Consider the following 20,154-nt stretch of genomic DNA (forward strand, 5'->3'; position numbering starts at 1 on the left):
TGTTCCCCCGGGGCGGAGCCGCGGAAAACGGGGTGCGTCCCCATGGGAAACTGGACCGTGTGGCCGCCCCCAATCTGACTCGCACCGACGCCGCCGCACGCGCCGACCTTCTCGCCGTGCAGGGCTACGACCTCTCCCTCGACGTCACCGACGGCGCCGGACACGCGGGTGACCGCACGTTCCGCTCGACGACCACCGTCGAGTTCACCTGCCGGCAGCCCGGCGCCGCGACGTTCATCGACCTGGTCGCCGAGACGGTGCACTCGGCGACGCTGAACGGCACCGAGCTGGACGTGAGCGGCTACACCGAGGACGGCGGACTGCCGGTGCCCGGCCTCGCCGAGCAGAACACCCTCGTGGTGACGGCGGACTGCCGGTACTCGAACACCGGAGAGGGCCTGCACCGCTTCGAGGACCCCGAGGACGGGCAGGTCTACCTCTACACCCAGTTCGAGCCGGCCGACGCCAAGCGGATGTTCGCCTGCTTCGACCAACCCGACCTCAAGGCGACGTTCACGATGCACGTGACCGCGCCCTTCGACTGGCAGGTCGTCTCCAACACCGGCGGCCGCACCATCGAGGCCGGCGACGGCGGGTCGCAGCTGGTGCACTTCGAGCCGACCAAGCGGATCTCCACCTACCTGGTCGCGCTGATCGCCGGCCCCTATGCCAAGGTCACCGACTCCCACGAGGGCATCCCGCTGGGCCTCTACTGCCGGGCGTCGCTGGCCCAGCACCTCGACCCCGACGAGCTGTTCCGGGTGACCAAGCAGGGCTTCGACTTCTTCCACCGGGTGTTCGACTACCCCTACCCGTTCGACAAGTACGACCAGCTGTTCGTGCCCGAGTTCAACGCCGGGGCGATGGAGAACGCCGGGGCGGTCACCTTCCTGGAGGACTACGTCTTCCGGTCGAAGGTCAGCCGCGCCCGCTACGAGCGTCGCGCGGAGACCGTGCTGCACGAGCTCGCCCACATGTGGTTCGGCGACCTGGTGACCATGCGCTGGTGGGACGACCTGTGGCTCAACGAGTCCTTCGCGACCTACATCAGCACGCTGTGCCAGGCCGAGGCCACCGAGTACGAGACCGCCTGGACGACGTTCGCCAACACCGAGAAGGCCTGGGCCTACGCCCAGGACCAGTTGCCCTCGACCCACCCGATCGCCGCCGACATCCCCGACGTCGCCGCGGTCGAGGTCAACTTCGACGGCATCACCTACGCCAAGGGCGCCTCGGTGCTCAAGCAGCTGGTCGCCTACGTCGGGCGCGAGGAGTTCCTCGCCGGGGTCCGCCGCTACTTCCGCAAGCACGAGTACGGCAACACGACGCTGGCCGACCTGCTAGCCCCGCTGTCGGAGAGCTCGGGCCGCGACCTGTCCGAGTGGGTCGAGCAGTGGCTGAAGAGCAGCCAGGTGAACACCCTGCGCCCGGTGTTCGAGCTCACCGACGACGGCCGCTACGCGAGCTTCACCATCGAGCAGACGGCCGTCGCCGAGCACCCGGTGCTGCGCAACCACCGGCTGGCCGTCGGGCTCTACAGCGAGGGCCCCGAGGGGCTGACCCGCACCCACCGCGTCGAGCTCGACGTCGCCGGGGCCGCCACCGAGGTCACCGAGCTCGTCGGCCACCCGGCCGCCGACCTCGTGCTGGTCAACGACGACGACCTCACCTACGCGAAGCTGCGGCTCGACGAGCGGTCGCTGGCCACGCTGCGCACCCGGATCGGCAACATGCCCGACCCGCTGGCCCGCGCCCTGTGCTGGTCGGCGGCCTGGGACATGACCCGCGACGCCGAGCTGCCCGCCCGCGAGTGGGTGCAGCTGGTGCTGTCCGGGGTCGACTCGGAGAGCGAGATCAGCGTCGTCCAGTCGCTGCTGGCCCGGGTGCAGAGCGCGCTGAACTCCTACGCCGACCCCACGTGGGCCCCCGAGGGCTGGACGCAGCTCGCCGACCACGCGCTGGCCGCGCTCGAGGCCGCGCCCGCGGGCAGCGACATGCAGCTGCAGTGGTCGCGCACCTTCGCCAGCGCCGCCCGCACCGAGGAACACGCCGACGTCCTGCGCGCGCTGCTCGACGGCTCGCGCACCGTCGAGGGCCTGGCCGTCGACGCCGACGCCCGGTGGGCGCTGCTCATGGGGCTGGTCGCCATCGGCGCCGCCGGCCCCGAGCAGATCGACGCCGAGGCCGAGCGGGACGCCACCGCGACCGGTGCCCGGCGCGCCGCCACCGCGCGGGCGCTGCTGCCGACGAAGGAGTCGAAGGCGGAGACCTGGCGGCTGGCGTTCCACGACGACGACGTCCCGAATGCCGTGCACGAGGCGCTGCTGCTGGGCTTCTGGCACCCGGCCCAGCGGGAGCTCACCGCGGACTACGTCGACCGCTACTTCGAGGACATCCGGCCGCTCTGGGACCGGCGTCCCGGCGAGATCGCGAAGAACGCCGTCCAGTACCTGTTCCCGCCGGTCGTCGAGCCGCGCACCATCGCGGCCGCGGACACCTGGCTCGCCGACGCCGAGCAGCCCTCGCCGCTGCGCCGGCTGGTGTTCGAGGGCCGGGACGGGATCGCCCGAGCGCTGCGCGCCCGCGAGTGCGACGCCGAGGCCGGGCTGGACCGCTGACCCCGAAGGGCGCCTCACCAGCCGGTGAGGCGCCCTTCGGGGTACTCGTGCGCGCCTGATCCCACCGCGTCCATGCGCACGAACGCGGTTATCCGCGCGCCAGAACCGCAACGATGCGCATGAGCGCGAATCCTCGCGGCCAGCGCGACCGCGAGAGGTCGGAGCAGGGGGTCCGCCGGCTCAGTGGGTGCGCAGCCCCGCGGGGTGGCCGGCCTGGTCGGAGAGCTGACGGAGGCCGCCGACGATGCCGCCGACGAGGTCACCGTTGGCGAACGTCGTCGTCATCGACAGGACGGCGAGGGCGCAGGCGCGGTCGGGCAGCCGCCGGGCCGCGGACGCGCCGGTGACGACCTCGACGACCTTCTGGCCGGGCGAGACGGCGATCAGCACCGACTCGGTCGGGCGGGCGCCGGACAGCGAGTGCAGCTCCTCGGCGCGCAGCCGGGTCTTGGGCCCGAGGTCGCCGATGTAGAGCGTGAACCGCAGCCCCGTCTCGCGGGAGCTCATGGTCAGCGCCTCGTCGAGGCGGGCCAGCTCCTGGTAGCTGAAGATCTGGTCGTGATCGACCTCGGTCCGCGGCGGCGGCGCGGGGTCGTGCATGTCCGTGCCGTGGGACTCGGCTTCGAGCGCGCGGGTCATCGCGGGTCTCCGGTGGGGTCGGTCGTGGATGCGGTGCGGGTGGTCACGGGGTCACCAGGTCCCGCGGGCGCCGCCGAGCGGGCCGCCGGAGACGGGACGCGGCGCGGCGGCGATGGCCTCGCGGCCGTGCCCGTCGCCGTGGCCGACCGCCGGCGTGTGCTCGGGGTGCGGCTCGTACCAGAGAGGCGTGTGCTCCCATGGCTGGCCGGGCTTGTAGCGCAGGCGCTTCTGGCCCTTGGCAGGCCGCAGCGTCAGGGCCGCGAGGACGGCGATGACGGCCAGCGGGGCTCCCGCGAAGACGAGGATGGTCTCGGCGACACTCACGCGCGACAACTTACCGGGAAGGACCCGGCCCTCACCCGTCGTCCCTCCCACGGAGTGGCGCGACCTCCGCGTCGTGCCACCCCGCGGGGTGACGGTGCGCCCACGGGCGGGCCTGCTCGAGCTCGGCGGACAGCGCGATCAGCGTCGCCTCGTCGGTCGGGCGCCCCACGAGCATGGTGCCGACGGGCAGCCCCTCGGGGGTCCAGTGCAGCGGCACGCTGACCGCCGGCTGGCCGGTGACGTTGTAGAGGGCCGTGAACGCGGCGTAGCGCTTCTGCCGCTCGAAGTCCTCGGCGCCGTCGGCGTCGAACCAGTCCAGCGGGCGAGCGGTCATCGTCGTCACGGGTGTCAGCAGGACGTCGTAACCCGCCGTCGCCTGGACGAACCGGCGGGCGAAGACCCGCAGCGCGAACAGCGACTCCATCGCCGTCTGCGCCGACATGGCCAGGCCGCGGGCGCGCAGCTCCCGGGTGAGCGGCCGCAGGTCGCCGACCCGCTCCGGCGGCACGGGCAGCGTCGTGCCGGACAGCGACCAGACGCGCTCGAAGTTGGCTAGCACGTCGGGCCCGAGCATCGTCCCGGGCACGTCCTCGACCGTGTGGCCGAGGCTCTCCAGCAGCGCCGCGGCGTCGTCCAGCGCCGCGGCGATCTCCGGGGCGAGCGAGACGCCGGGCATGGCCGACTCCAGGTAGCGACCGATCCGGAGCCGGGCCGCGGGCCGGTCGGCCGCGCCGAGGAAGGTCTCGCCCTCGGGCAGCGGCGGCGCCCACGCCGGGTCGCCCGTGACGGGGCCGGCCATCGCGTCGAGCATCGCCGCCGCGTCGCGCACGGTGCGGGCGAGCGGACCGTTGGTGCCCAGGCCGGTCACGTCGCCCCCGAACGGCGCGTTGCTGACCCGGCCCCGGCTGGGCTTGATCCCGAACAGGCCGTTGACGCTCGCCGGGATGCGGATCGAACCCCCGCCGTCGCTGCCCTGCGCGAACGGCAGCATGCCCGCCGCGACCGCGACCGCCGCGCCGCCGCTGGACCCGCCCGCCAGCCGCGAGGTGTCCCAGGGGCAGCGCGCGGGGCCGGCCAGCTCGTTGTCGGTGTAGCAGGGGAACCCGAACTCGGGGGTGTTGGTCTTGCCGAGGCTGATGGTTCCGGCCGCGGCCAGCTTCTCGACGACGGCGTCGTCGACGGTCGGCACGAAGTCGGCCATGACCACCGAGCCGAACGTCGTCCGGACGCCGGCGGTGTTGTTCAGGTCCTTGATCGCGGTCGGGACGCCCAGCAGCGGCGGCAGGTCGCCGCCCCGGCGCAGCCGCCGCTCGGCCGCGGCCGCCGCGCGCAGCGCCCGCTCGGGCGTGAGGGTCAGGAACGCGCCGAGGGCGGCGCGCCCCTCGATCCGGGCCAGGTAGTGCTCGACCAGCTCGACCGGGCGCACCTCCCCCGTCCGGACGGCGGCGGCCTGTTCGAGCGCGGTGAGGTCGTGCAGCTGCGTCACGGATGCGGACGCTAGCCCGGCCGTGCGACACCTCCCGGGGCCGGTGACGTAGACAGACGCCGTGGACCTGACCCGTGCCGCCGCCGAGGCGCTCGACGCCGCCGATCCCCTGGCCGGATTCCGGAGCCGGGTGACCGGCACCGACGAGGACTCCCCGGGCCGCCTCCTCTACCTCGACGGCAACTCGCTGGGCCGGCTCCCGCGGGACACCCCGGCCGCCATCGCCCGCGTGGTGGAGGAGCAGTGGGGGCAGGGGTTGGTCGGGTCGTGGTCGTCGTGGATCGGCGAGGCGACCCGCGTCGGCGACGTGCTGGCCGAGGGCGTCCTCGGCGCGCGGCCCGGCGAGGTGCTGGTCGGCGACTCGACGACGGTGAACCTCTACAAGCTGCTGGTGGCGGGGGCCGCCGCCCGGCCGGGGCGCGACGTGCTGGTGTGCACCGCCGACGACTTCCCCACCGACCGCTACGTCGTGGCCGGCGTGGCCGAGGCCCGCGGCATGACCGTGCGCGAGCTGCCCGCCGACATCGACGAGGGGCTCGATCCGGCGGTGCTCGCCGACGCCCTGGACGACCGCGTGGCCGTCGTCGTCCTCTCCCACGTCGCCTACCGGTCGGGCGCGCTGGCCGACCTGGCCGCCGTCACCCGGCAGGTGCACGACGCCGGCGCGCTCGTGCTGTGGGACCTGTCCCACGCGGCGGGCGCCGTGCCGGCCGGGCTCTCGGCGGCCGGCGCCGACCTCGCCGTCGGCTGCACGTACAAGTACCTCAACGCCGGGCCCGGGGCGCCCGCGTTCCTCTACGTCCGCCGCGACCTGCAGGAGCGTCTGCGCTCGCCGATCCAGGGCTGGTTCGGCCAGCGCGACCAGTTCGCGATGGGTCCTGCCTACGACCCGGTCCCGGGTATCGAGCGATTCGGGGCCGGCACACCGCCGGTGCTCGCGACGGCCGCGGTCGAGGTGGGGGCGCGGCTGGTCGCCGAGGCGGGGATCGACCGGCTGGCCGCCAAGGGTCGGGCGCTCACCGACCTGGCGATCGGCCTGGCCGACGAGTGGCTCGCCCCGCACGGGGTCGCGCTCGCCTCGCCGCGCGACGCCGGGCGCCGGGGGTCGCACGTGACCTTCGCCCACCCGCAGGCGTGGCAGCTCACCCAGGCGCTGATCGACCGCGCCGTCGTCCCTGACTACCGCGAGCCCGACCGGGTGCGGCTCGGGCCGGCGCCGCTTTACACCCGCTTCGTCGACGTGTGGGACGCGATGGACCGCTTCCGCAGGGTGCTGGACGACGGCGCCCACGAGAACTACCCCGCCGACCGCGCCCGGGTGACCTGAGGGCGTCCCCTGATGATCGCGGGGGTCAGGACTGCGCGAAGACCACGAAGTTCTCGGTCGTCGCCCGGCCGTCGGCGCGCTGGAAGCAGGTGATCAGCACGAGTCGGCCGGGGTGGGCCTCCCAGACCTCGGCCGCGCTCGCCAGCTGGTTCTTGCCGTACCGCTGCGTGCGTTCGACGGTGTAGGTGACCGTGCCGTGCGGAGTCTCGACCTCGATGACGTCGCCGGCACCGACGGCGCCGCGGCTGTGGTCGGGGCTCAGCAGCGGGTCGAAGCCGTGCTCGCCGCTGCCGTCGGAGTGCGCGGCGATGAAGAGGGTGTTGTCCGCCTGGTCGGCCGAGGCGACCGGATCGCCGTAGGGCTCGATCCAGTAGGCAGCGGTGAGGGTCGGCGGGTCGATGACGTCGCGCCGCGGGGTGAGCGGCAGCAACGGCAGGTCGATGCCCACCGCGCCGATCCGGATGTGCTTGTCCGACGACGGCGTGCGCAGCGGCGTGGGGGTGGGGGACGTCGCCGCCGGCGCGCCGGGCGAGGCACTGGTGTGGCCCGCCGACGTCGTGGACGCCGTGGCCCCGGGGGCCGGCTCGGCCCGGACGTCGTCCCCGGCGCCGAGCCCGACGCCCAGGACGAGCACGCCGCTGACACCGAGCGCGGCGGCCCCCGAGAGGGCCGCCGCGCGTCGGGTCGGACGGGTCAGGCGCACGTCAGTCCAGCGCGGCGGTCCGGCGGCGGAGCAGCAGCGCGGTGCCGACGCCGGCCACCAGGATCATCCCGGCGCCGATCGGGACGAGCGGCGACGTGCCGGCCGACGCCGTCTCCTCGTTCTCGCCCCACCCGGTGTTCGACCGGAGACCGGCGTTGCCGACCTGCAGATCGATCCGGACGACGGCGGCCCGGTACTGCGGGAAGAGGCCGCCGTCGACCTGACCGAGGTCGACGACCGTGAGGCGGTAGGCACCCGGACGCACGCCCGCGCCCAGGATGACCCGGGCGAGGTCGCCGCTGACCCCGTCCACCTGGAAGTCGGGAGCGGCGACCGGTGCCCCGGTCGGAGCCCCGTTCGCGTCGAGCGCCTGCAGGGAGTACGACGAGGAGTCCATGCCCCCGAGGCTCAGGGTGCGCAGCCGCGACGACGGCGAGACGGTCAGCGAGAACGAGCTGCCCGCGGCGACCGAGCACCGGCCCCCCGCGCTGGCGGCGCACAGGTTGTCGACGACGCCGATCAGCTCAGGGGTGTGGTACTGGATGATGCTGCCGCTGCCCGTGAACAGGAGCTGGTAGGCGAGCGGGTCGACATACGTGAACCCGGCACCGGCGGTCGACGCCAGACCCGCGAAGACGAGCCGTCCGTAGGTGCCGTTCGACACGTCGAACGCCGGCATCACGACCTCGTACACCCCGCCGCCGAGATCGTTCACCGTGAGCTGATCGGCGGGCACGGCGCTGTCGCTCGCGTACGTGCGGGTGGGCGCGGCGCCGTCGGTCAGCGAGAGCTCGAGGGAGACGACCATCGCGGCGGCGGAGATCTCGGTCGGCAGCACCAGGCGTGAGGTGGCGCCCCACTCGTGGTGCATCCGCGTGACGGCGGGGTCGGCGGGCGGCGGGTTCTCCAGCGTCGTCCGGCCGATGTTCTCGTGCGGCCGGAGGGTGAGCGCCACCGCGGCCGGGTCCATCGGGATCGTGACACCGGGGGCGGCCTGGGCCGCCGGGGCCCAGACGGCCAGCGCCGTCAGGGCGGCGAGCGAGACCGCGGCGGTGCGCGCCAGGACCTGCCGACCGGGAGCTGTGACGTTCATGCGCAGGGGAGCGCCTTCCGCGAGGGGCGCCACAACGCGCCGATGCGCGGGAACGTAAGGGTTTCGGAACGGGCGTCCATGCCCGGCACGCCGCATTCCCTCCCCGGAGTGATGTCGGCCGGCATCACCCGCCCCTGACGGCCGCGAGCACGGCGTTGCGCGGCACAACACCTGCCGAGCCGCCCGCTCGCTCCCTGTCACCTCTGGTCGCGCCGACCGCGCTCAGCTGGGGTCGGGGGCGCCGATCGGGTTGTTCTCGGGCCAGTGCCCCGCCCCGACGACGGCGCGGCGCAGGGGCGTGAGCAGGGCGGCCAGCCGGTCGCAGCCCGCGTCGCCCAGCGCCCGCCACGGGCCCAGCGCCAGGCGGTCGGTGTCGGCCTCGATGACCGCGGCCATCGCCGTCCCCTCGACCGTCAGCTCCCCGCCGGCGAGCCACCCGCGCTCGGTCAGCCGGTGCGCGGCCGCCTCCCAGTCCTCGTGCTCCCAGCCCCGGGCCCGCATCAGCCACTCCCGGGTGCTGCGACCGGCCGCGGCCGCCACGACGTGGGCCCCGACCCCGTCGACCTCCCGCTCCAGCAGTGCCGCGTTGTGGCCGTCGCCACGGTGCTCCCGCAGCGTCGTCACCGCCTGCCAGAGCGCCAGGTGCGGCTGCTCGGGGACCGGCAGGCCGGCGTTGGCGGCGGCCATGGCCCGGCCCGCGGGGCGCACCGCGGCGGCGGCCCGCACGGCGAGGTCGGCGGCCTCGGCGGCGTCGGGCGAGGCGATCCACTCCTCCCCCAGCACCCGCCGCACGGCGGCGTCGACCCCGGCCAGCCGGGCCTCCAGCGCCGCCGCGGGCGGCACGGCGGCCCACACGGCCGGCACCCGGCGGGCGACGAACGCCGGCGAGAAGTTGTAGAAGAGCGCCGTCACCACCTCCGGCCCGACCGGGCCCAGGGGTGCCGCGCGCAACGCGAAGTAGCTCTGCCAGAAGCCGCGGCAGCCCGCGGCCTCGGCGGCGGCCGTGCACTCCGCGGCGAAGTAGGTCAGCGCGTGGAAGGGCTCGGCCAGCGCCCACAGCAGCCGCGCCATGCCGGGAGACGTCATGCCGGGTCGGTCTTCACGCGCTCACGCTCTCGGGCATGCCGAGCCACTCCCGCCACCGCGGGTCGACCGACCGCGTGCCCAGCAGCCGCCAGGCGGCGCCGCTGGGCGTGCGTGGTGGGTGCGGCAGCGCCCAGCCCAGCTCCGCCAGCGACCGGTCGGCCTTCGTGTGGTTGCACCGGCGGCAGGCGGCGACGACGTTGTCCCAGGTGTGGGTGCCCCCGCGGCTGCGGGGCACGACGTGGTCGATGCTCGTGGCCGAACCGCCGCAGTAGACGCAGGTCTGCCCGTCGCGGGTGAACACCGCGCGGCGAGACAGCGGCACCGAGGCCGGGTAGGGCACCCGGACGAACCGGGTCAGCCGGACGACGACGGGCACCGCCAGGCTGACGGTCTCGGCGTGCACGACCTCCGGGGCGGAGTCGACCGACTCCGCCTTCTCGGCCAGGACCAGGACGATCGCCCGACGACTGGAGACCACGCACAGCGGCTCGTAGGTGGCGTTGAGCAGCAGGGTGGCCCCCGTGGTGCCCGCCGAGGGCACGGGCAGGAGCGACGGGACGGGGTCGCGGCGCGGACCTGGGTGGCCCGCGGACGACGACCCGGGCGCGGAACGCGGCACGGATCACCTCCGGTCGCCCCGGACCGCCGGGTGCTGCACGACCCGCGGGCTGCCCCATTCTGACCTGCGAATCGCGGAAAGGTCCTGCCGGGGGCTCCGGCGGTGCCGGTGGCGGCATCTACCGTGGCCCGATGCGCTACCCCGAGGCCCCCCGGCTCGACCTCGTCGAGGACCTGCACGGCCACTCCGTCCCCGACCCCTATCGCTGGCTCGAGGACCCGACCGACCCGCGCACCGCCACCTGGACCGAGCAGCAGGACGCGCTCACCGCCGAGGTCCTGGGCGCGCTGCCGCTGCGCGAGCGGTTCGCGCGCCGGCTGGAGCAGTTGGTGCACGCCGGCGCCGTCGGCGTGCCGGTGTGGCGCGGGGAGCGGGCCTTCTCCACCCGCCGCGACCCCGGGCAGGAGCACGCCGTCCTGCGGGTCCGGGAGGCCGACGGGACCCAGCGGGTGCTGGTCGACCCCATGGCGCTCGACCCGGCGGGGACGACGACGCTCGACGCCTGGTCCCCCTCGTGGGAGGGCGACCGGCTGACCTACCAGGTCTCCACGGGTGGCGACGAGGAGTCGCGCCTGTTCGTCCTCGACGTCGCGACCGGCGAGGTGGTCGACGGCCCGATCGACCGGTGCCGCTACTCCCCCGTCGCGTGGCTGCCCGGCGGCGAGGAGCTGTTCTACGTCCGGCGGCTCGCGCCCGACCGGGTGCCGACCGGCGAGGAGCAGTTCCACCGCCGGGTCTGGCGTCACCGGGTCGGCGCCTCGCCCGACGGTGACGTGCTCGTCCACGGCGAGGGCAGCGACCCGACGACGTACTTCGGCGTGCACACCAGCCGCGACGGGCGCTGGCTGGTCGTCTCCGGCTCGGCGGGCACCGCGCCGCGCGACGACGTCTGGATCGCCGACCTCGGTGGTGACGGCGCGCTGCGCGACTTCCAGGTGGACGTCGACGCGCAGACCGCCGCCTGGGTCGCCCGCGACGGTCGGCTGTGGCTCATGTCCGACCGCGGCACCCCGCGGTGGCGGCTCGCCGTCGCCGACCCGGCCGAGCCGGCCACCTGGGCGCCCGAGGCCTGGCAGGACGTCGTCCCGCAGCAGGACGACGGCGTCCTGTCCGACGTCGCCCTCGTCGACGGCCCCGACGGCGGGCTCCAGGTGCTGGCCGTGCACGAGGTCGACGCCACGTCCCGGCTCTCGGTGTGGGCCGGCGACGGCTCGGGGCGCCGGGCCGACGTCGAGGGCCTGGGCGTCGGCAGCGTCTCCGGGGTGAGCGCCCCGCCCGAGGGCGGAACGACGGCGTGGGTCGGGTACACCGACTACGCGACGCCGCCGTCGGTGCTGCGCTGGGACGCGGGTGCCCCGACCGCGCTCGAGAGCTGGGAGGCGGCCGCCGTCGCGGGCGACGTCCCGGCGCTGACCGTCGTCGAGACGCACGCCACCTCACCCGACGGCACGCCCGTGCACCTGTTCGTGCTCTCCGGCGACGGATCGCCGGGCACCCCGCGCCCCGCGGTGCTCTACGGCTACGGCGGCTTCAACGTCTCGCTGACCCCCGCCTACACCGCCCAGGCCCTCGCCTGGGTGGCCGCAGGCGGGGTGTGGGCCGTGGCCAACCTGCGCGGCGGGTCCGAGCACGGCGAGGAGTGGCACCGCTCCGGCATGCGCGAGCGCAAGCAGAACGTGTTCGACGACTTCGCCGCCGCGGGCGAGCACCTGGTGGCCCAGGGCTGGACGACGCACGAGCAGCTGGCGATCATGGGCGGCTCGAACGGCGGCCTGCTGGTCGGCGCGACCCTCACCCAGCGCCCCGACCTCGCCGCGGCCGTCGTCTGCAGCGCGCCGTTGCTGGACATGGTCCGGTACGAGCACTTCGGCCTCGGCCGCACCTGGAACGACGAGTACGGCACCGCGGCGGACCCGACCGAGCTCGGGTGGCTGCTCGGCTACTCGCCGTACCACGCGGTGCGCGAGGGGACGGCCTACCCGGCGGTCCTGTTCACGACCTTCGAGTCCGACACCCGGGTGGACCCCCTGCACGGCCGCAAGCTCGCGGCGGCGTTGCAGCACGCGACGTCGTCGCAGGCCCCGGTCGTCCTCCGCCGCGAGACCTCGGTGGGCCACGGCGCGCGGGCGGTCAGCCGGACCGTCGGCCTGGCCGCCGACCAGCTCGCGTTCCTCGCGGCCCACACGGGTCTGGGGATGTCACAGAAGGAGATGCGGCAGCACGCTGACAGGACGCGCCGCATTTGAGAGTATTTCAGTGATGACAAGATCACAGTCCGTATCGGCCCTGGCCGATGGGACGGCCGGTGGGGTGCCCGACTACTGCGGGGACCCCACTTCGCTGTGCGCCAAGGTCTACGACTGGTTCGGCCTCGACTGGCTGGCCGCGAACGCCGACGCGCTGATCAAGACCCCGGCCAAGATCCTGCTCATCGTCGCGCTGGCCGTCGGCCTCCGGCTGCTGGCGCACCGGGCCATCCGCCGGCTGACCGACCGCACCGCCACCGGCGCGATGCCGACCATCCTGCGGCAGCGGCGCACCCGCCCCGCTCCGCAGGCCGACGCGGTCGAGCACGTGACTGCCCGCCGCACCCAGCGGGCCGAGGCGATCGGCTCGGTCCTGCGCAGCTTCTCCTCGCTGGTGATCCTCGGCATCGGCGTCGTCCTCGTGCTCGGCGAGATCGGCGTCAACCTGGCCCCGATCCTGGCCAGCGCCGGCGTCGTGGGCGTGGCACTGGGCTTCGGGGCGCAGAACCTGGTCAAGGACTTCATCGCCGGGATCGGGATCATCCTCGAGGACCAGTACGGCGTGGGCGACGTCGTCGACCTCGGCGAGGCCAGCGGCACGGTGGAGGCCGTCGGCCTGCGGATCACCCGGCTGCGCGACGTCAACGGCGTGGTCTGGTACGTGCGCAACGGCGAGGTCCTGCGCGTGGGCAACAAGAGCCAGGGCTTCGCGCAGGTCGTCATCGACATGCCGGTCGCCCACGACACCGACCTCGAGCGCTGCCGGGCAGTCATGCAGGAAGTGGCCGACGAGATGTACGCCGAGGACGAGTGGGGCGCGGTGCTGCTCGCCGAGCCCGAGTCGCTGGGCGTCGAGCAGATCACCGCCGAGGGCGTGTTCCTGCGACTGGTCGTCCGGTCGACCAACGCCGACCAGTGGCGCATCGGCCGCGAACTGCGGATGCGGCTGAAGGAGCGGTTCGTGGCCGAGGGCTTCCGCACGCCGGTGCCGCTGCTCGGCACCGCCACCGGCGCCGGGGTGGGGTCACGCTGAGCGCCGACGCGGCCGAGGACGTGGAGCCCCAGGCGGTCCCCTCCCGCCCGGCGACGTACCGGGAGGTCTTCGCCGTCCGGGAGTTCCGGCCGCTGTTCGGCTCGTTCCTGCTGTCCACGGCCGGCGACGAGCTGGCCCGGGTTGCCCTCACGGTGCTGGTCTACCAGCGGACCGAGTCCCCCCTGCTCGCGGCGCTGACCTTCGCCATCGGGCACCTGCCCTGGCTGCTGGGCGGCCCGCTGCTGTCGGCGTTCGCCGACCGGCTCCCCCGCCACCGGGTGCTGATCTCGACCGACGCCGCCCGCGCCGTGCTGCTGGCCGTCATGGCCATCCCCGGCACCCCGCTGCCCGTGCTGCTCGGCCTGCTCCTGCTGGTGTCGGTGTGCTCGCCGCCCTTCGAGTCGGCCCGGTCGGCGCTGATGGCCGACGTCCTCGAGGGCGAGCGCTACATCGTCGCGTCGTCGCTGACCAACCTGACGCTGCAGCTGGCCCAGGTGGTCGGCTTCCTGGCGGCGGGGGCGCTCGTGGCGGCGCTCGATCCGTCGGCGGCGCTGCTCATCGACGCGGTCACCTTCGCCGTCTCGGCGATCTGGCTGTCGATCGGGTTGCAGCGACGGCCCGCGCCCGTGGTGGCCGCCGGCGAGAGCCCCAGGTCGCTGTGGCAGGACACCAGGGAGGGCCTGCGCTTCATCGGGCGCAGCCCCCGCCTGCTGGCGATCGTCCTGCTGCTGTGGGTCGGCACCCTGTTCGGCTACGCGTGGGAGGGCATCGCCACGCCCCTCACCGACGAGCTCGGCCGGGGCGCGACGGCGCTCGGCGTGCTCCTGGCGGCCAACCCGCTCGGGGTGACGATCGGCGGTGTGCTGCTCGTGCGGCTGATCCGCCCCGACGTGCGCGAACGGCTGATGGCGCCGCTGATTGTCCTCTCCCTGCTCCCGCTGCTGGTCGGCGGTCTCGTCGTCGCCACCGCGGGCCCGGGCGAGGTCTCCTTCGGTGTGCTGGTCGGCCTGCTGTTCCTGTCCGGGCTCGGAGCCTCCTGGGTACTGCCGCTGAACTACTCGTTCGTCCAGGCGGTGCCGAGCGCCTACCGCGGTCGTGCGTTCGGGGTGGCGGTCAGCGGCCTCTACGGCGTGCAGGGCCTCGGCGCGCTCGCGGCGGGGTTCGCGGCCGAGGGCGTCTCGCCCAGCCTCGTCGTGGCGCTCTGCGGCGGCGTCGGCCTGCTCGCCGTCCTCCCGCCGCTGCTCGGCTACCGACGTACGCAGGGTCACATGGCCGCGCCCACCGCGGCTGAGGGACCATCGACGGCATGAGTGAGTCGAGACGGTCCCTGCCCTCGGCGCGGACCTTCTTCGACGAGGTCGGGGGGCACGACACCTTCACCCGCCTGGTCGCCCGCTTCTACGCCGGGGTGCGCACCGACCCGATCCTCGCCCCGCTGTACCCGCAGGACGACTGGGACGGCGCCGAGGCGCGGTTGCGCGGCTTCCTCGAGCAGTACTGGGGTGGCCCGACCACGTACTCGGAGGAGCGCGGCCACCCGCGCCTGCGGATGCGGCACGCCCCGTTCGCGATCGGCCCGGCCGAGCGCGACGCGTGGCTGGCGCACATGCGCGACGCCGTCGACTCGCTGGAGCTGGCCCCCGAGCAGGACGCCATGCTGTGGGGCTACCTGGAGATGGCCGCGCACAGCATGCAGAACCGATGAAGGACCGTCCTGCCCCCACCGCTCGCACGCTCGCTGCCGGGCCCCCTGCAGGAAGGCCGTTCCATGCCGTCACCTGACTGGTGGCGCGAGGCGGTCTTCTACCAGGTCTACATCCGCAGCTTCGCCGACGGGAACGGCGACGGCGTCGGCGACCTCGCGGGCATCCGCAGCCGGCTGCCCTACCTCGCCGACCTGGGCGTGCAGGCGCTCTGGATCACGCCGTTCTACCCCTCGCCCATGGCCGACCACGGCTACGACGTCGCCCATCCGCGCGACGTCGAACCCCTGTTCGGCGACCTCGCCGAGTTCGACCGGCTGCTCGCCGAGGCCCACGCCCTCGGCATCCGGGTGACGATCGACCTGGTGCCCAACCACAGCTCGCACGACCGCGAGTGGTTCCAGGAGGCGCTCGCCGCCGGCCCGGGTTCGGACGCCCGGGCCCGCTACGTCTTCCGCGACGGCCGGGGGCCCGACGGCAGCGAGCCGCCGAACAACTGGCCCTCGGTGTTCGGCGGCCCCGCCTGGACGCGCGTGCCCGACGGCCAGTGGTACCTGCACCTGTTCGCGCCCGAGCAGCCGGACCTGGACTTCACCCACCCCGACGTGATCGCCGACCTCGAGGAGACGCTGCGGTTCTGGCTCGACCGCGGTGTCGACGGCTTCCGCATCGACGTGGCCCACGGGCTGGCCAAGCCCGACGGGCTGCCCGACATGGTCCCGATGGAGGACACCGGCCTGCTGGCCGACCACGGCCCCGGCGACCTGCGGTTCGACCAGGACGGCGTGCACGTCCTGCACCGCCGGATCCGGGCCGTCCTCGACGAGTACCCCGGGGCGATGGCCGTCGGCGAGGTGTGGGTGTCCGACGACGAGCGGCTCGCGCAGTACCTCCGCGACGGCGAGCTGCACCTGACGTTCAACTTCAAGCTGCTCACCGCGCCGTGGGCCGCTCAGGACCTGCGCGAGGCGATCGTCGACTCGCTGGCCACGGTGGCGCAGACGCCGGCCCCGGCCTGCTGGGTGCTGTCCAACCACGACGTCCGCCGGCATGCCAGCCGGTACGGGGAGGGCGCGGTCGGTGTGCGCCGGGCCCGGGCCGCCGCCCTGCTCCAGCTGGCGCTGCCGGGTGCGGTCTACCTGTACAACGGCGACGAGCTGGGCCTGCCCAACGTCGACGACCTGCCCGACGAGGTGCTGCAGGACCCCGTGTGGGAGCGCTCCGGGCGCACCCGGCGCGGTCGGGACGGCTGCCGGGTGCCGATGCCGTGGTCGGGCAGCGAGCCGCCGTTCGGGTTCTCGACGACGGCCAGCACCTGGCTGCCCATGCCCGGCGACTGGGCCCCGCTCACGGTGGCCGCCCAGGAGTCCGACGCCGGTTCGATGCTGTCGCTGTACCGAACCGCGCTCGAGCTGCGGTCCTCCTCGCCCGCGTTCGGGGCAGCGGAGCTGGACTGGCTGCCGGCGCCCGGCGGATGCCTGGCGTTCCGCCGTCCTGGTGGGCTGGTCTGCCTGCTCAACCTCTCCGGCGCGCCCGTCCCGCTGCCGGAGGGACAGGTCCTGCTGGCGTCGGCCGACACGGCCGGGGGCACGCTGCCCGACGACGCAGGGGTCTGGTTGCAGGCCTGAGCGGTCCGAAACGGTCGGCCGTCGGGCACCCCGCGCCCGCCCGGTAGCGTTCCGCGCCGGGTGACCGCCCGCGCCGCTCCCCGAGGAGTACGACCGTGAAGACCAAGGACCTCGCCTACGTCGCGCTGTTCGCCGCCATCACCGCCGTGCTGGGGCTCGTCCCGGCCGTGCAGATCGGCCCGGTGCCGATCACCGCGCAGACCCTCGGCGTGATGCTGGCCGGATCGATCCTCGGCGCGCGGCGCGGGTTCCTCGCGCTGCTGCTGTTCCTCGTGCTGGTCGCCATCGGGCTGCCGGTCCTGCCCGGCGGCGGTGGAGGGCTGGCCGTGTTCGCCGGCGCGACGGCGGGCTACCTGATCAGCTGGCCGATCGGGGCGTTCGTCGTCGGCCTGATCACCGAGCGGGTCTGGGCCCGGTACAACCTGGCCTGGGGCGTGCTCGCCAACGCCGTCGGCGGGATCGTCGTGGTGTACGCGATCGGCGTGCCCGTGCTCAAGGCCGTCACCGCCCTGCCGTGGACCGAGGCCCTGTGGTTCGGCGCCGCCGTCTTCATCCCCGGCGACCTGCTCAAGGCCGTGATCGCCGCGACCATCGCCGTCCAGGTGCGGCGCAGCTACCCGGTCATCGAGCGACCGCAGCGGGCCGTCGCCGCCCGGTGAGGTTCCGCCGGGAGGCGGCGTCCCCGGCCGCCGGCGACGCCGCGGGGGGCACCGACGCCGCCCGCGGCATCGAACTGCGCGGCGTCGGGCACGTCTACGGGGAGCGCCCGGTCCTCGCCGACCTCGACCTGCACCTGACCGAGAACCGGATCGGGGTCGTCGGCGCCAACGGCTCCGGGAAGAGCACGTTCGCGCGGCTGCTCAACGGGCTGGTGCTGCCCACGACCGGCCAGGTGCTGGTCGACGGCCTGGACACCCGCCGCCAGGTGCGGGAGGTCCGCCGGCGGGTGGGGTTCGTGTTCCAGGACCCGGACGCCCAGATCGTGCACCCCACCGTGGCCGAGGACGTGGCCTTCGGGCTGGAGAACCAGGGCGTGCCCCCGGCCGAGCGCGCCGAGCGGGTCGCCGAGGTGCTGGACCGGTACGGGCTGGCCGGGCACGCCGACCACCCGGCCCACCTGCTCTCGGGCGGGCAGAAGCAGCTGCTGGCCATCGCCGGGGTCCTCGTGATGCGGCCGGCCCGGATCGTGTTCGACGAGCCGACGACGCTGCTGGACCTGGTCAACGCGCGCCGGGTCGCCCGGGTCATCGGCGAGCTCCCCCAGCACGTCGTCGTCGTCACCCACGACCTGGACCTGCTCGAGGGGTTCGACCGGGTGCTGGTCATCGACGAGGGCCGGCTGGTGGAGGACGGCGCGCCCGAGGTCGCGGTGCGGGCCTACCGGAAGCTGATGGCCGACCGGTGACCCTCGCCCTGTACGTGCCCCGCGCGAGCCCCGTGCACCGGACACCGGCCGGCTGGAAGCTGCTCGTGCTCGCCGGCCTGGCCGTGCTGCTGTTCGTCGTCCCGACCCTGCCCGTGGTGGCGGGCGCGCTGGGCGGGGTGCTGCTGCTCGGGCTGGGCCTGGCCCGGCTGCCGGCCGGGGTGCTGGGCCGCCAGGCGCGGGCCGTGCTGTGGTGGCTGGTGGCGCTGTTCGCCGTCCACGCGCTGGTCACCGACCCGCTCACCGGCGCGGTGACCGTCACCCGCCTGCTCACCCTGGTGCTCGCCGCCGCCGTCGTCACGGCCACGACCCGGGTGACGGCGATGGTCGCGGTGGTGGAGCGGGTGTGCGCGCCGCTGCGCTGGGTCGGCGTCCGGCCGGCGCGGATCGGCCTGGTCCTCGCGATGGCGCTGCGGTTCATCCCGCTGGTGGCCGAGCGGGCCGACCGCATCCGGGAGGCCCAGGCCGCGCGGGGCGGCTCGACCCGCGGGCTGCGCGGCCTGCGGACGACGGTCGTGCCGCTGCTCGTGCAGGTCCTGCAACTGGCGCACACGGTGAGCGAGGCGCTCGACGCCCGCGGCGCCGACGACGAGCCGCCCGCGCGGCGGCGCACCGCCCTCCGGGAGGCCACGTGACCGGCTCGCTGACCGAGATCTGGCTGACCGGCGACACCGCCGCCCCGATGCGGCGGGTGACCTCGGCCCGGCTGCTGGCCGGCCGGGGGCTCGAGGGCGACCGGTACGCGCTCGGGGGCGGCACCTGGGCCGACTACCCGGCGCTGGAGAAGCAGCTCACGCTGATCGACCGGGACGACGTCGCGGCCGTCGCGCGGGAGACCGGCACCGACCTCGGGCCGGGTGACACGCGGCGGAACCTGGTGACCACGGGGATCGAGCTGCCCGGGCTGGTCGGCGGCTGGTTCGCCGTCGGCGAGGCGCTGCTGTTCGGGATGAAGCGCTGCCCGCCGTGCACCCACCTCGAGCGGTTGACCGGCGCGCGGCTGGTCAAGGCGATGGCCTACCGGGGCGGGGTCAACGCGGCGGTGTTCGTGGGCTCGGAGATCCGGGACGGCGACGTCGTCCGCCCGGTGACCGACGCCGAGGCCGCCGAGCGCGGGGCCCCGACCGGGCCCGACCGCCCGGTCCCCCGGGCGGTGTGACCGCGGGGGTGGCTGCCTGCGTCTCGGAGGCAGAGGGGGTTCGGCTGATGCTCGTGCTCTGCCCACCCTGGTGGGCAGAGCACGAGCGTCCGGGACCCACGTTCCCCTGACGGCCGAGTCAGCCGGCCGGTTCGTCGGTCCAGCGCTGCAGCCAGGCCTTCTCCTCCGGGGTCATCCGACGCGGGCGGTTGATCGCGAAGTCGAACGGCACGAGCACGGTGCTGCCGGTGACGGCGAGCTGGCCGTGGTCGAAGACCTCGTAGTGGCAGGTGAACGCGGCCGCGCGGATGCCCGACACCCAGATGTCGATGTCGAGCGGGTCGGCGTCGTAGACGACCGAGCGCTTGTAGGTGATCTCGTGCGAGTGCACGACCAGGCCGCGGCGCATGCCGGTCTTCTCGTCGTGGGTGGGGTGCTCGAAGAACAGGCTGACACGGGCCATCTCGAAATAGCCCAGGAAGGCCACGTTGTTGACGTGCTGGTACACGTCCATGTCCGACCAGCGCATCGGGACCTGCACGGTGTGCCTCACACCGGTCACCCTGCCGTACCGCCGGGGGCCCGCGCACGCAGGCCCCGGCCCTACCGTGGGCCGATGTCCGACGGATGGGACGACGCGACGCCCGGCGTGCTGACGCTGCCGTCGGGACGTCGGGTGCGCGGGCGCGCGTGGCGACACGTCCCGCCCGGACCGCTGCCCGACCTCGGGGTGTACCTGCTCACGCACCAACCGCGGGCCCCGGCGTGGGACAGCCGGTGGGTGCGCTGGCGGGACTTCTCGCTGCCCGCCCGGCCGGCTCTGTTGCGCGCCGTCCTGGTCGAGGTGTGGGCACGCGCGGCGGACGAGCGGGTGGAGGTCGCCTGCCGCGGAGGGATCGGCCGCACCGGCACCGCCCTGGCGTGCCTGGCGATCCTCGACGGCGTCCGGCCCGCGCAGGCCGTGGCGTTCGTGCGCGCCGGCTACCGGGCCCGGGCCGTCGAGACCCGGGTGCAGGCGGCGTTCGTCGCCGCCTTCCGCTGAACGACCGACGGCCGGCCGGGAGCAACGCCCCGGCCGGCCGCGGCCC

Annotated in this window: 20 protein-coding genes; 12 read left to right on the forward strand and 8 right to left on the reverse strand. The window is 74.7% G+C overall.

The genetic code is table 11. The features are described 5' to 3' along the window. The first annotated feature begins 59 nt into the window (after nt 1–59). Nucleotides 60–2,618, forward strand: a complete 2,559-nt coding sequence (gene pepN, locus ABD644_RS08805) for an aminopeptidase N (RefSeq protein ID WP_344688405.1) — start codon at nt 60–62, stop codon at nt 2,616–2,618. A 180-nt stretch (nt 2,619–2,798) separates the two neighbouring features. Here the strand turns inward: pepN and ABD644_RS08810 are convergent, their stop codons facing one another. The 3 genes from ABD644_RS08810 to ABD644_RS08820 are packed head-to-tail and all read right to left on the reverse strand — an operon-like array spanning nt 2,799 to nt 5,067. Next, complete coding sequence (locus ABD644_RS08810; RefSeq protein WP_344688407.1) at nt 2,799–3,257, reverse strand: DUF5130 family protein; 459 nt, start codon at nt 3,255–3,257, stop codon at nt 2,799–2,801. 51 nt (nt 3,258–3,308) lie between these two features. Beyond that, nucleotides 3,309–3,581, reverse strand: a complete 273-nt coding sequence (gene ctaJ, locus ABD644_RS08815) for an aa3-type cytochrome oxidase subunit CtaJ (protein WP_344688408.1) — start codon at nt 3,579–3,581, stop codon at nt 3,309–3,311. 31 nt (nt 3,582–3,612) lie between these two features. Beyond that, a complete protein-coding gene (locus ABD644_RS08820) occupies nt 3,613–5,067 on the reverse strand; it encodes an amidase (protein ID WP_344688409.1) in 1,455 nt (484 codons plus the stop codon). Nucleotides 5,068–5,128: 61 nt separating this feature from the next. On the opposite strand from ABD644_RS08820, the gene kynU reads away from it, so the two are divergent. Continuing rightward, the gene (gene kynU / locus ABD644_RS08825) at nt 5,129–6,394 is read left to right on the forward strand and encodes a kynureninase (RefSeq protein ID WP_344688410.1); all 1,266 of its coding nucleotides are present in this window, start codon (nt 5,129–5,131) and stop codon (nt 6,392–6,394) included. Nucleotides 6,395–6,419: 25 nt separating this feature from the next. On the opposite strand, the gene ABD644_RS08830 is transcribed toward kynU, so the two are convergent. The 4 genes from ABD644_RS08830 to ABD644_RS08845 form a co-directional block, all read right to left on the reverse strand. Further along, nucleotides 6,420–7,097 carry a class F sortase gene (locus tag ABD644_RS08830; protein WP_344688412.1) on the reverse strand — a complete coding sequence of 226 codons (678 nt, stop codon included), beginning with the start codon at nt 7,095–7,097 and terminating at the stop codon, nt 6,420–6,422. Nucleotide 7,098: 1 nt separating this feature from the next. Continuing rightward, complete coding sequence (locus ABD644_RS08835; RefSeq protein ID WP_344688413.1) at nt 7,099–8,190, reverse strand: hypothetical protein; 1,092 nt, start codon at nt 8,188–8,190, stop codon at nt 7,099–7,101. A 222-nt stretch (nt 8,191–8,412) separates the two neighbouring features. After that, nucleotides 8,413–9,276, reverse strand: a complete 864-nt coding sequence (locus tag ABD644_RS08840; RefSeq protein ID WP_344688415.1) for an SCO6745 family protein — start codon at nt 9,274–9,276, stop codon at nt 8,413–8,415. Between the two features lie 13 nt (nt 9,277–9,289). After that, nucleotides 9,290–9,895: an HNH endonuclease gene (locus ABD644_RS08845; RefSeq protein ID WP_344688416.1), complete on the reverse strand. Its 606-nt coding sequence runs from the start codon at nt 9,893–9,895 to the stop codon at nt 9,290–9,292. Nucleotides 9,896–10,026: 131 nt separating this feature from the next. Here ABD644_RS08845 and ABD644_RS08850 point away from each other — a divergent pair, with 131 nt between their 5' ends. From ABD644_RS08850 to ABD644_RS08890, 9 genes are all read left to right on the forward strand, one after another. Then, a complete protein-coding gene (locus ABD644_RS08850; protein WP_344688417.1) occupies nt 10,027–12,141 on the forward strand; it encodes a prolyl oligopeptidase family serine peptidase in 2,115 nt (704 codons plus the stop codon). A 13-nt stretch (nt 12,142–12,154) separates the two neighbouring features. Next, nucleotides 12,155–13,174 (forward strand): mechanosensitive ion channel family protein, encoded by a 1,020-nt coding sequence (locus ABD644_RS08855; RefSeq protein ID WP_344688419.1) that lies wholly within the window; start codon nt 12,155–12,157, stop codon nt 13,172–13,174. A 20-nt stretch (nt 13,175–13,194) separates the two neighbouring features. After that, the gene (locus tag ABD644_RS08860; protein WP_344688421.1) at nt 13,195–14,484 is read left to right on the forward strand and encodes an MFS transporter; all 1,290 of its coding nucleotides are present in this window, start codon (nt 13,195–13,197) and stop codon (nt 14,482–14,484) included. Next, on the forward strand, nt 14,481–14,879 hold the full coding sequence (locus tag ABD644_RS08865; protein WP_344688423.1) for a globin: 399 nt from the start codon (nt 14,481–14,483) through the stop codon (nt 14,877–14,879). The genes ABD644_RS08860 and ABD644_RS08865 overlap by 4 nt, the downstream gene beginning before the upstream one ends. Nucleotides 14,880–14,942: 63 nt before the next feature. Continuing rightward, nucleotides 14,943–16,505, forward strand: coding sequence for a glycoside hydrolase family 13 protein (locus ABD644_RS08870; RefSeq protein ID WP_344688424.1), 1,563 nt, complete (start codon nt 14,943–14,945; stop codon nt 16,503–16,505). Nucleotides 16,506–16,600: 95 nt separating this feature from the next. After that, on the forward strand, nt 16,601–17,164 hold the full coding sequence (locus ABD644_RS08875; RefSeq protein WP_344688425.1) for a biotin transporter BioY: 564 nt from the start codon (nt 16,601–16,603) through the stop codon (nt 17,162–17,164). Continuing rightward, a complete protein-coding gene (locus ABD644_RS08880; RefSeq protein WP_344688426.1) occupies nt 17,161–17,910 on the forward strand; it encodes an energy-coupling factor ABC transporter ATP-binding protein in 750 nt (249 codons plus the stop codon). The genes ABD644_RS08875 and ABD644_RS08880 overlap by 4 nt, the downstream gene beginning before the upstream one ends. After that, the gene (locus ABD644_RS08885) at nt 17,907–18,563 is read left to right on the forward strand and encodes an energy-coupling factor transporter transmembrane component T family protein (RefSeq protein ID WP_344688428.1); all 657 of its coding nucleotides are present in this window, start codon (nt 17,907–17,909) and stop codon (nt 18,561–18,563) included. The genes ABD644_RS08880 and ABD644_RS08885 overlap by 4 nt, the downstream gene beginning before the upstream one ends. Then, nucleotides 18,560–19,087: an MOSC domain-containing protein gene (locus ABD644_RS08890; RefSeq protein WP_344688429.1), complete on the forward strand. Its 528-nt coding sequence runs from the start codon at nt 18,560–18,562 to the stop codon at nt 19,085–19,087. The genes ABD644_RS08885 and ABD644_RS08890 overlap by 4 nt, the downstream gene beginning before the upstream one ends. Before the next feature lie 118 nt (nt 19,088–19,205). On the opposite strand, the gene ABD644_RS08895 is transcribed toward ABD644_RS08890, so the two are convergent. Then, nucleotides 19,206–19,619, reverse strand: coding sequence for an acyl-CoA thioesterase (locus tag ABD644_RS08895; protein ID WP_344688431.1), 414 nt, complete (start codon nt 19,617–19,619; stop codon nt 19,206–19,208). 63 nt (nt 19,620–19,682) lie between these two features. Here ABD644_RS08895 and ABD644_RS08900 point away from each other — a divergent pair, with 63 nt between their 5' ends. Next, nucleotides 19,683–20,108: a protein-tyrosine phosphatase family protein gene (locus ABD644_RS08900; RefSeq protein ID WP_344688432.1), complete on the forward strand. Its 426-nt coding sequence runs from the start codon at nt 19,683–19,685 to the stop codon at nt 20,106–20,108. Nucleotides 20,109–20,154 lie beyond the last annotated feature (46 nt).

Origin of the sequence: Blastococcus jejuensis, from assembly GCF_039534705.1 — a bacterium.
In the GTDB taxonomy this organism is placed as follows: Bacteria; Actinomycetota; Actinomycetes; order Mycobacteriales; family Geodermatophilaceae; genus Blastococcus_B; species Blastococcus_B jejuensis.

What these genes read in the sequence shown, in the direction of transcription:
- ABD644_RS08810 (WP_344688407.1), bottom strand. Translation starts at nt 3,257, where the DNA reads ATGACCCGCGCGCTCGAAGCCGAGTCCCACGGCACGGACATGCACGAC.
- ABD644_RS08835 (WP_344688413.1), bottom strand. Translation starts at nt 8,190, where the DNA reads ATGAACGTCACAGCTCCCGGTCGGCAGGTCCTGGCGCGCACCGCCGCG.
- ABD644_RS08840 (WP_344688415.1), bottom strand. Translation starts at nt 9,276, where the DNA reads ATGACGTCTCCCGGCATGGCGCGGCTGCTGTGGGCGCTGGCCGAGCCC.
- ABD644_RS08850 (WP_344688417.1), top strand. Translation starts at nt 10,027, where the DNA reads ATGCGCTACCCCGAGGCCCCCCGGCTCGACCTCGTCGAGGACCTGCAC.
- ABD644_RS08855 (WP_344688419.1), top strand. Translation starts at nt 12,155, where the DNA reads ATGACAAGATCACAGTCCGTATCGGCCCTGGCCGATGGGACGGCCGGT.
- ABD644_RS08865 (WP_344688423.1), top strand. Translation starts at nt 14,481, where the DNA reads ATGAGTGAGTCGAGACGGTCCCTGCCCTCGGCGCGGACCTTCTTCGAC.
- ABD644_RS08870 (WP_344688424.1), top strand. Translation starts at nt 14,943, where the DNA reads ATGCCGTCACCTGACTGGTGGCGCGAGGCGGTCTTCTACCAGGTCTAC.
- ABD644_RS08900 (WP_344688432.1), top strand. Translation starts at nt 19,683, where the DNA reads ATGTCCGACGGATGGGACGACGCGACGCCCGGCGTGCTGACGCTGCCG.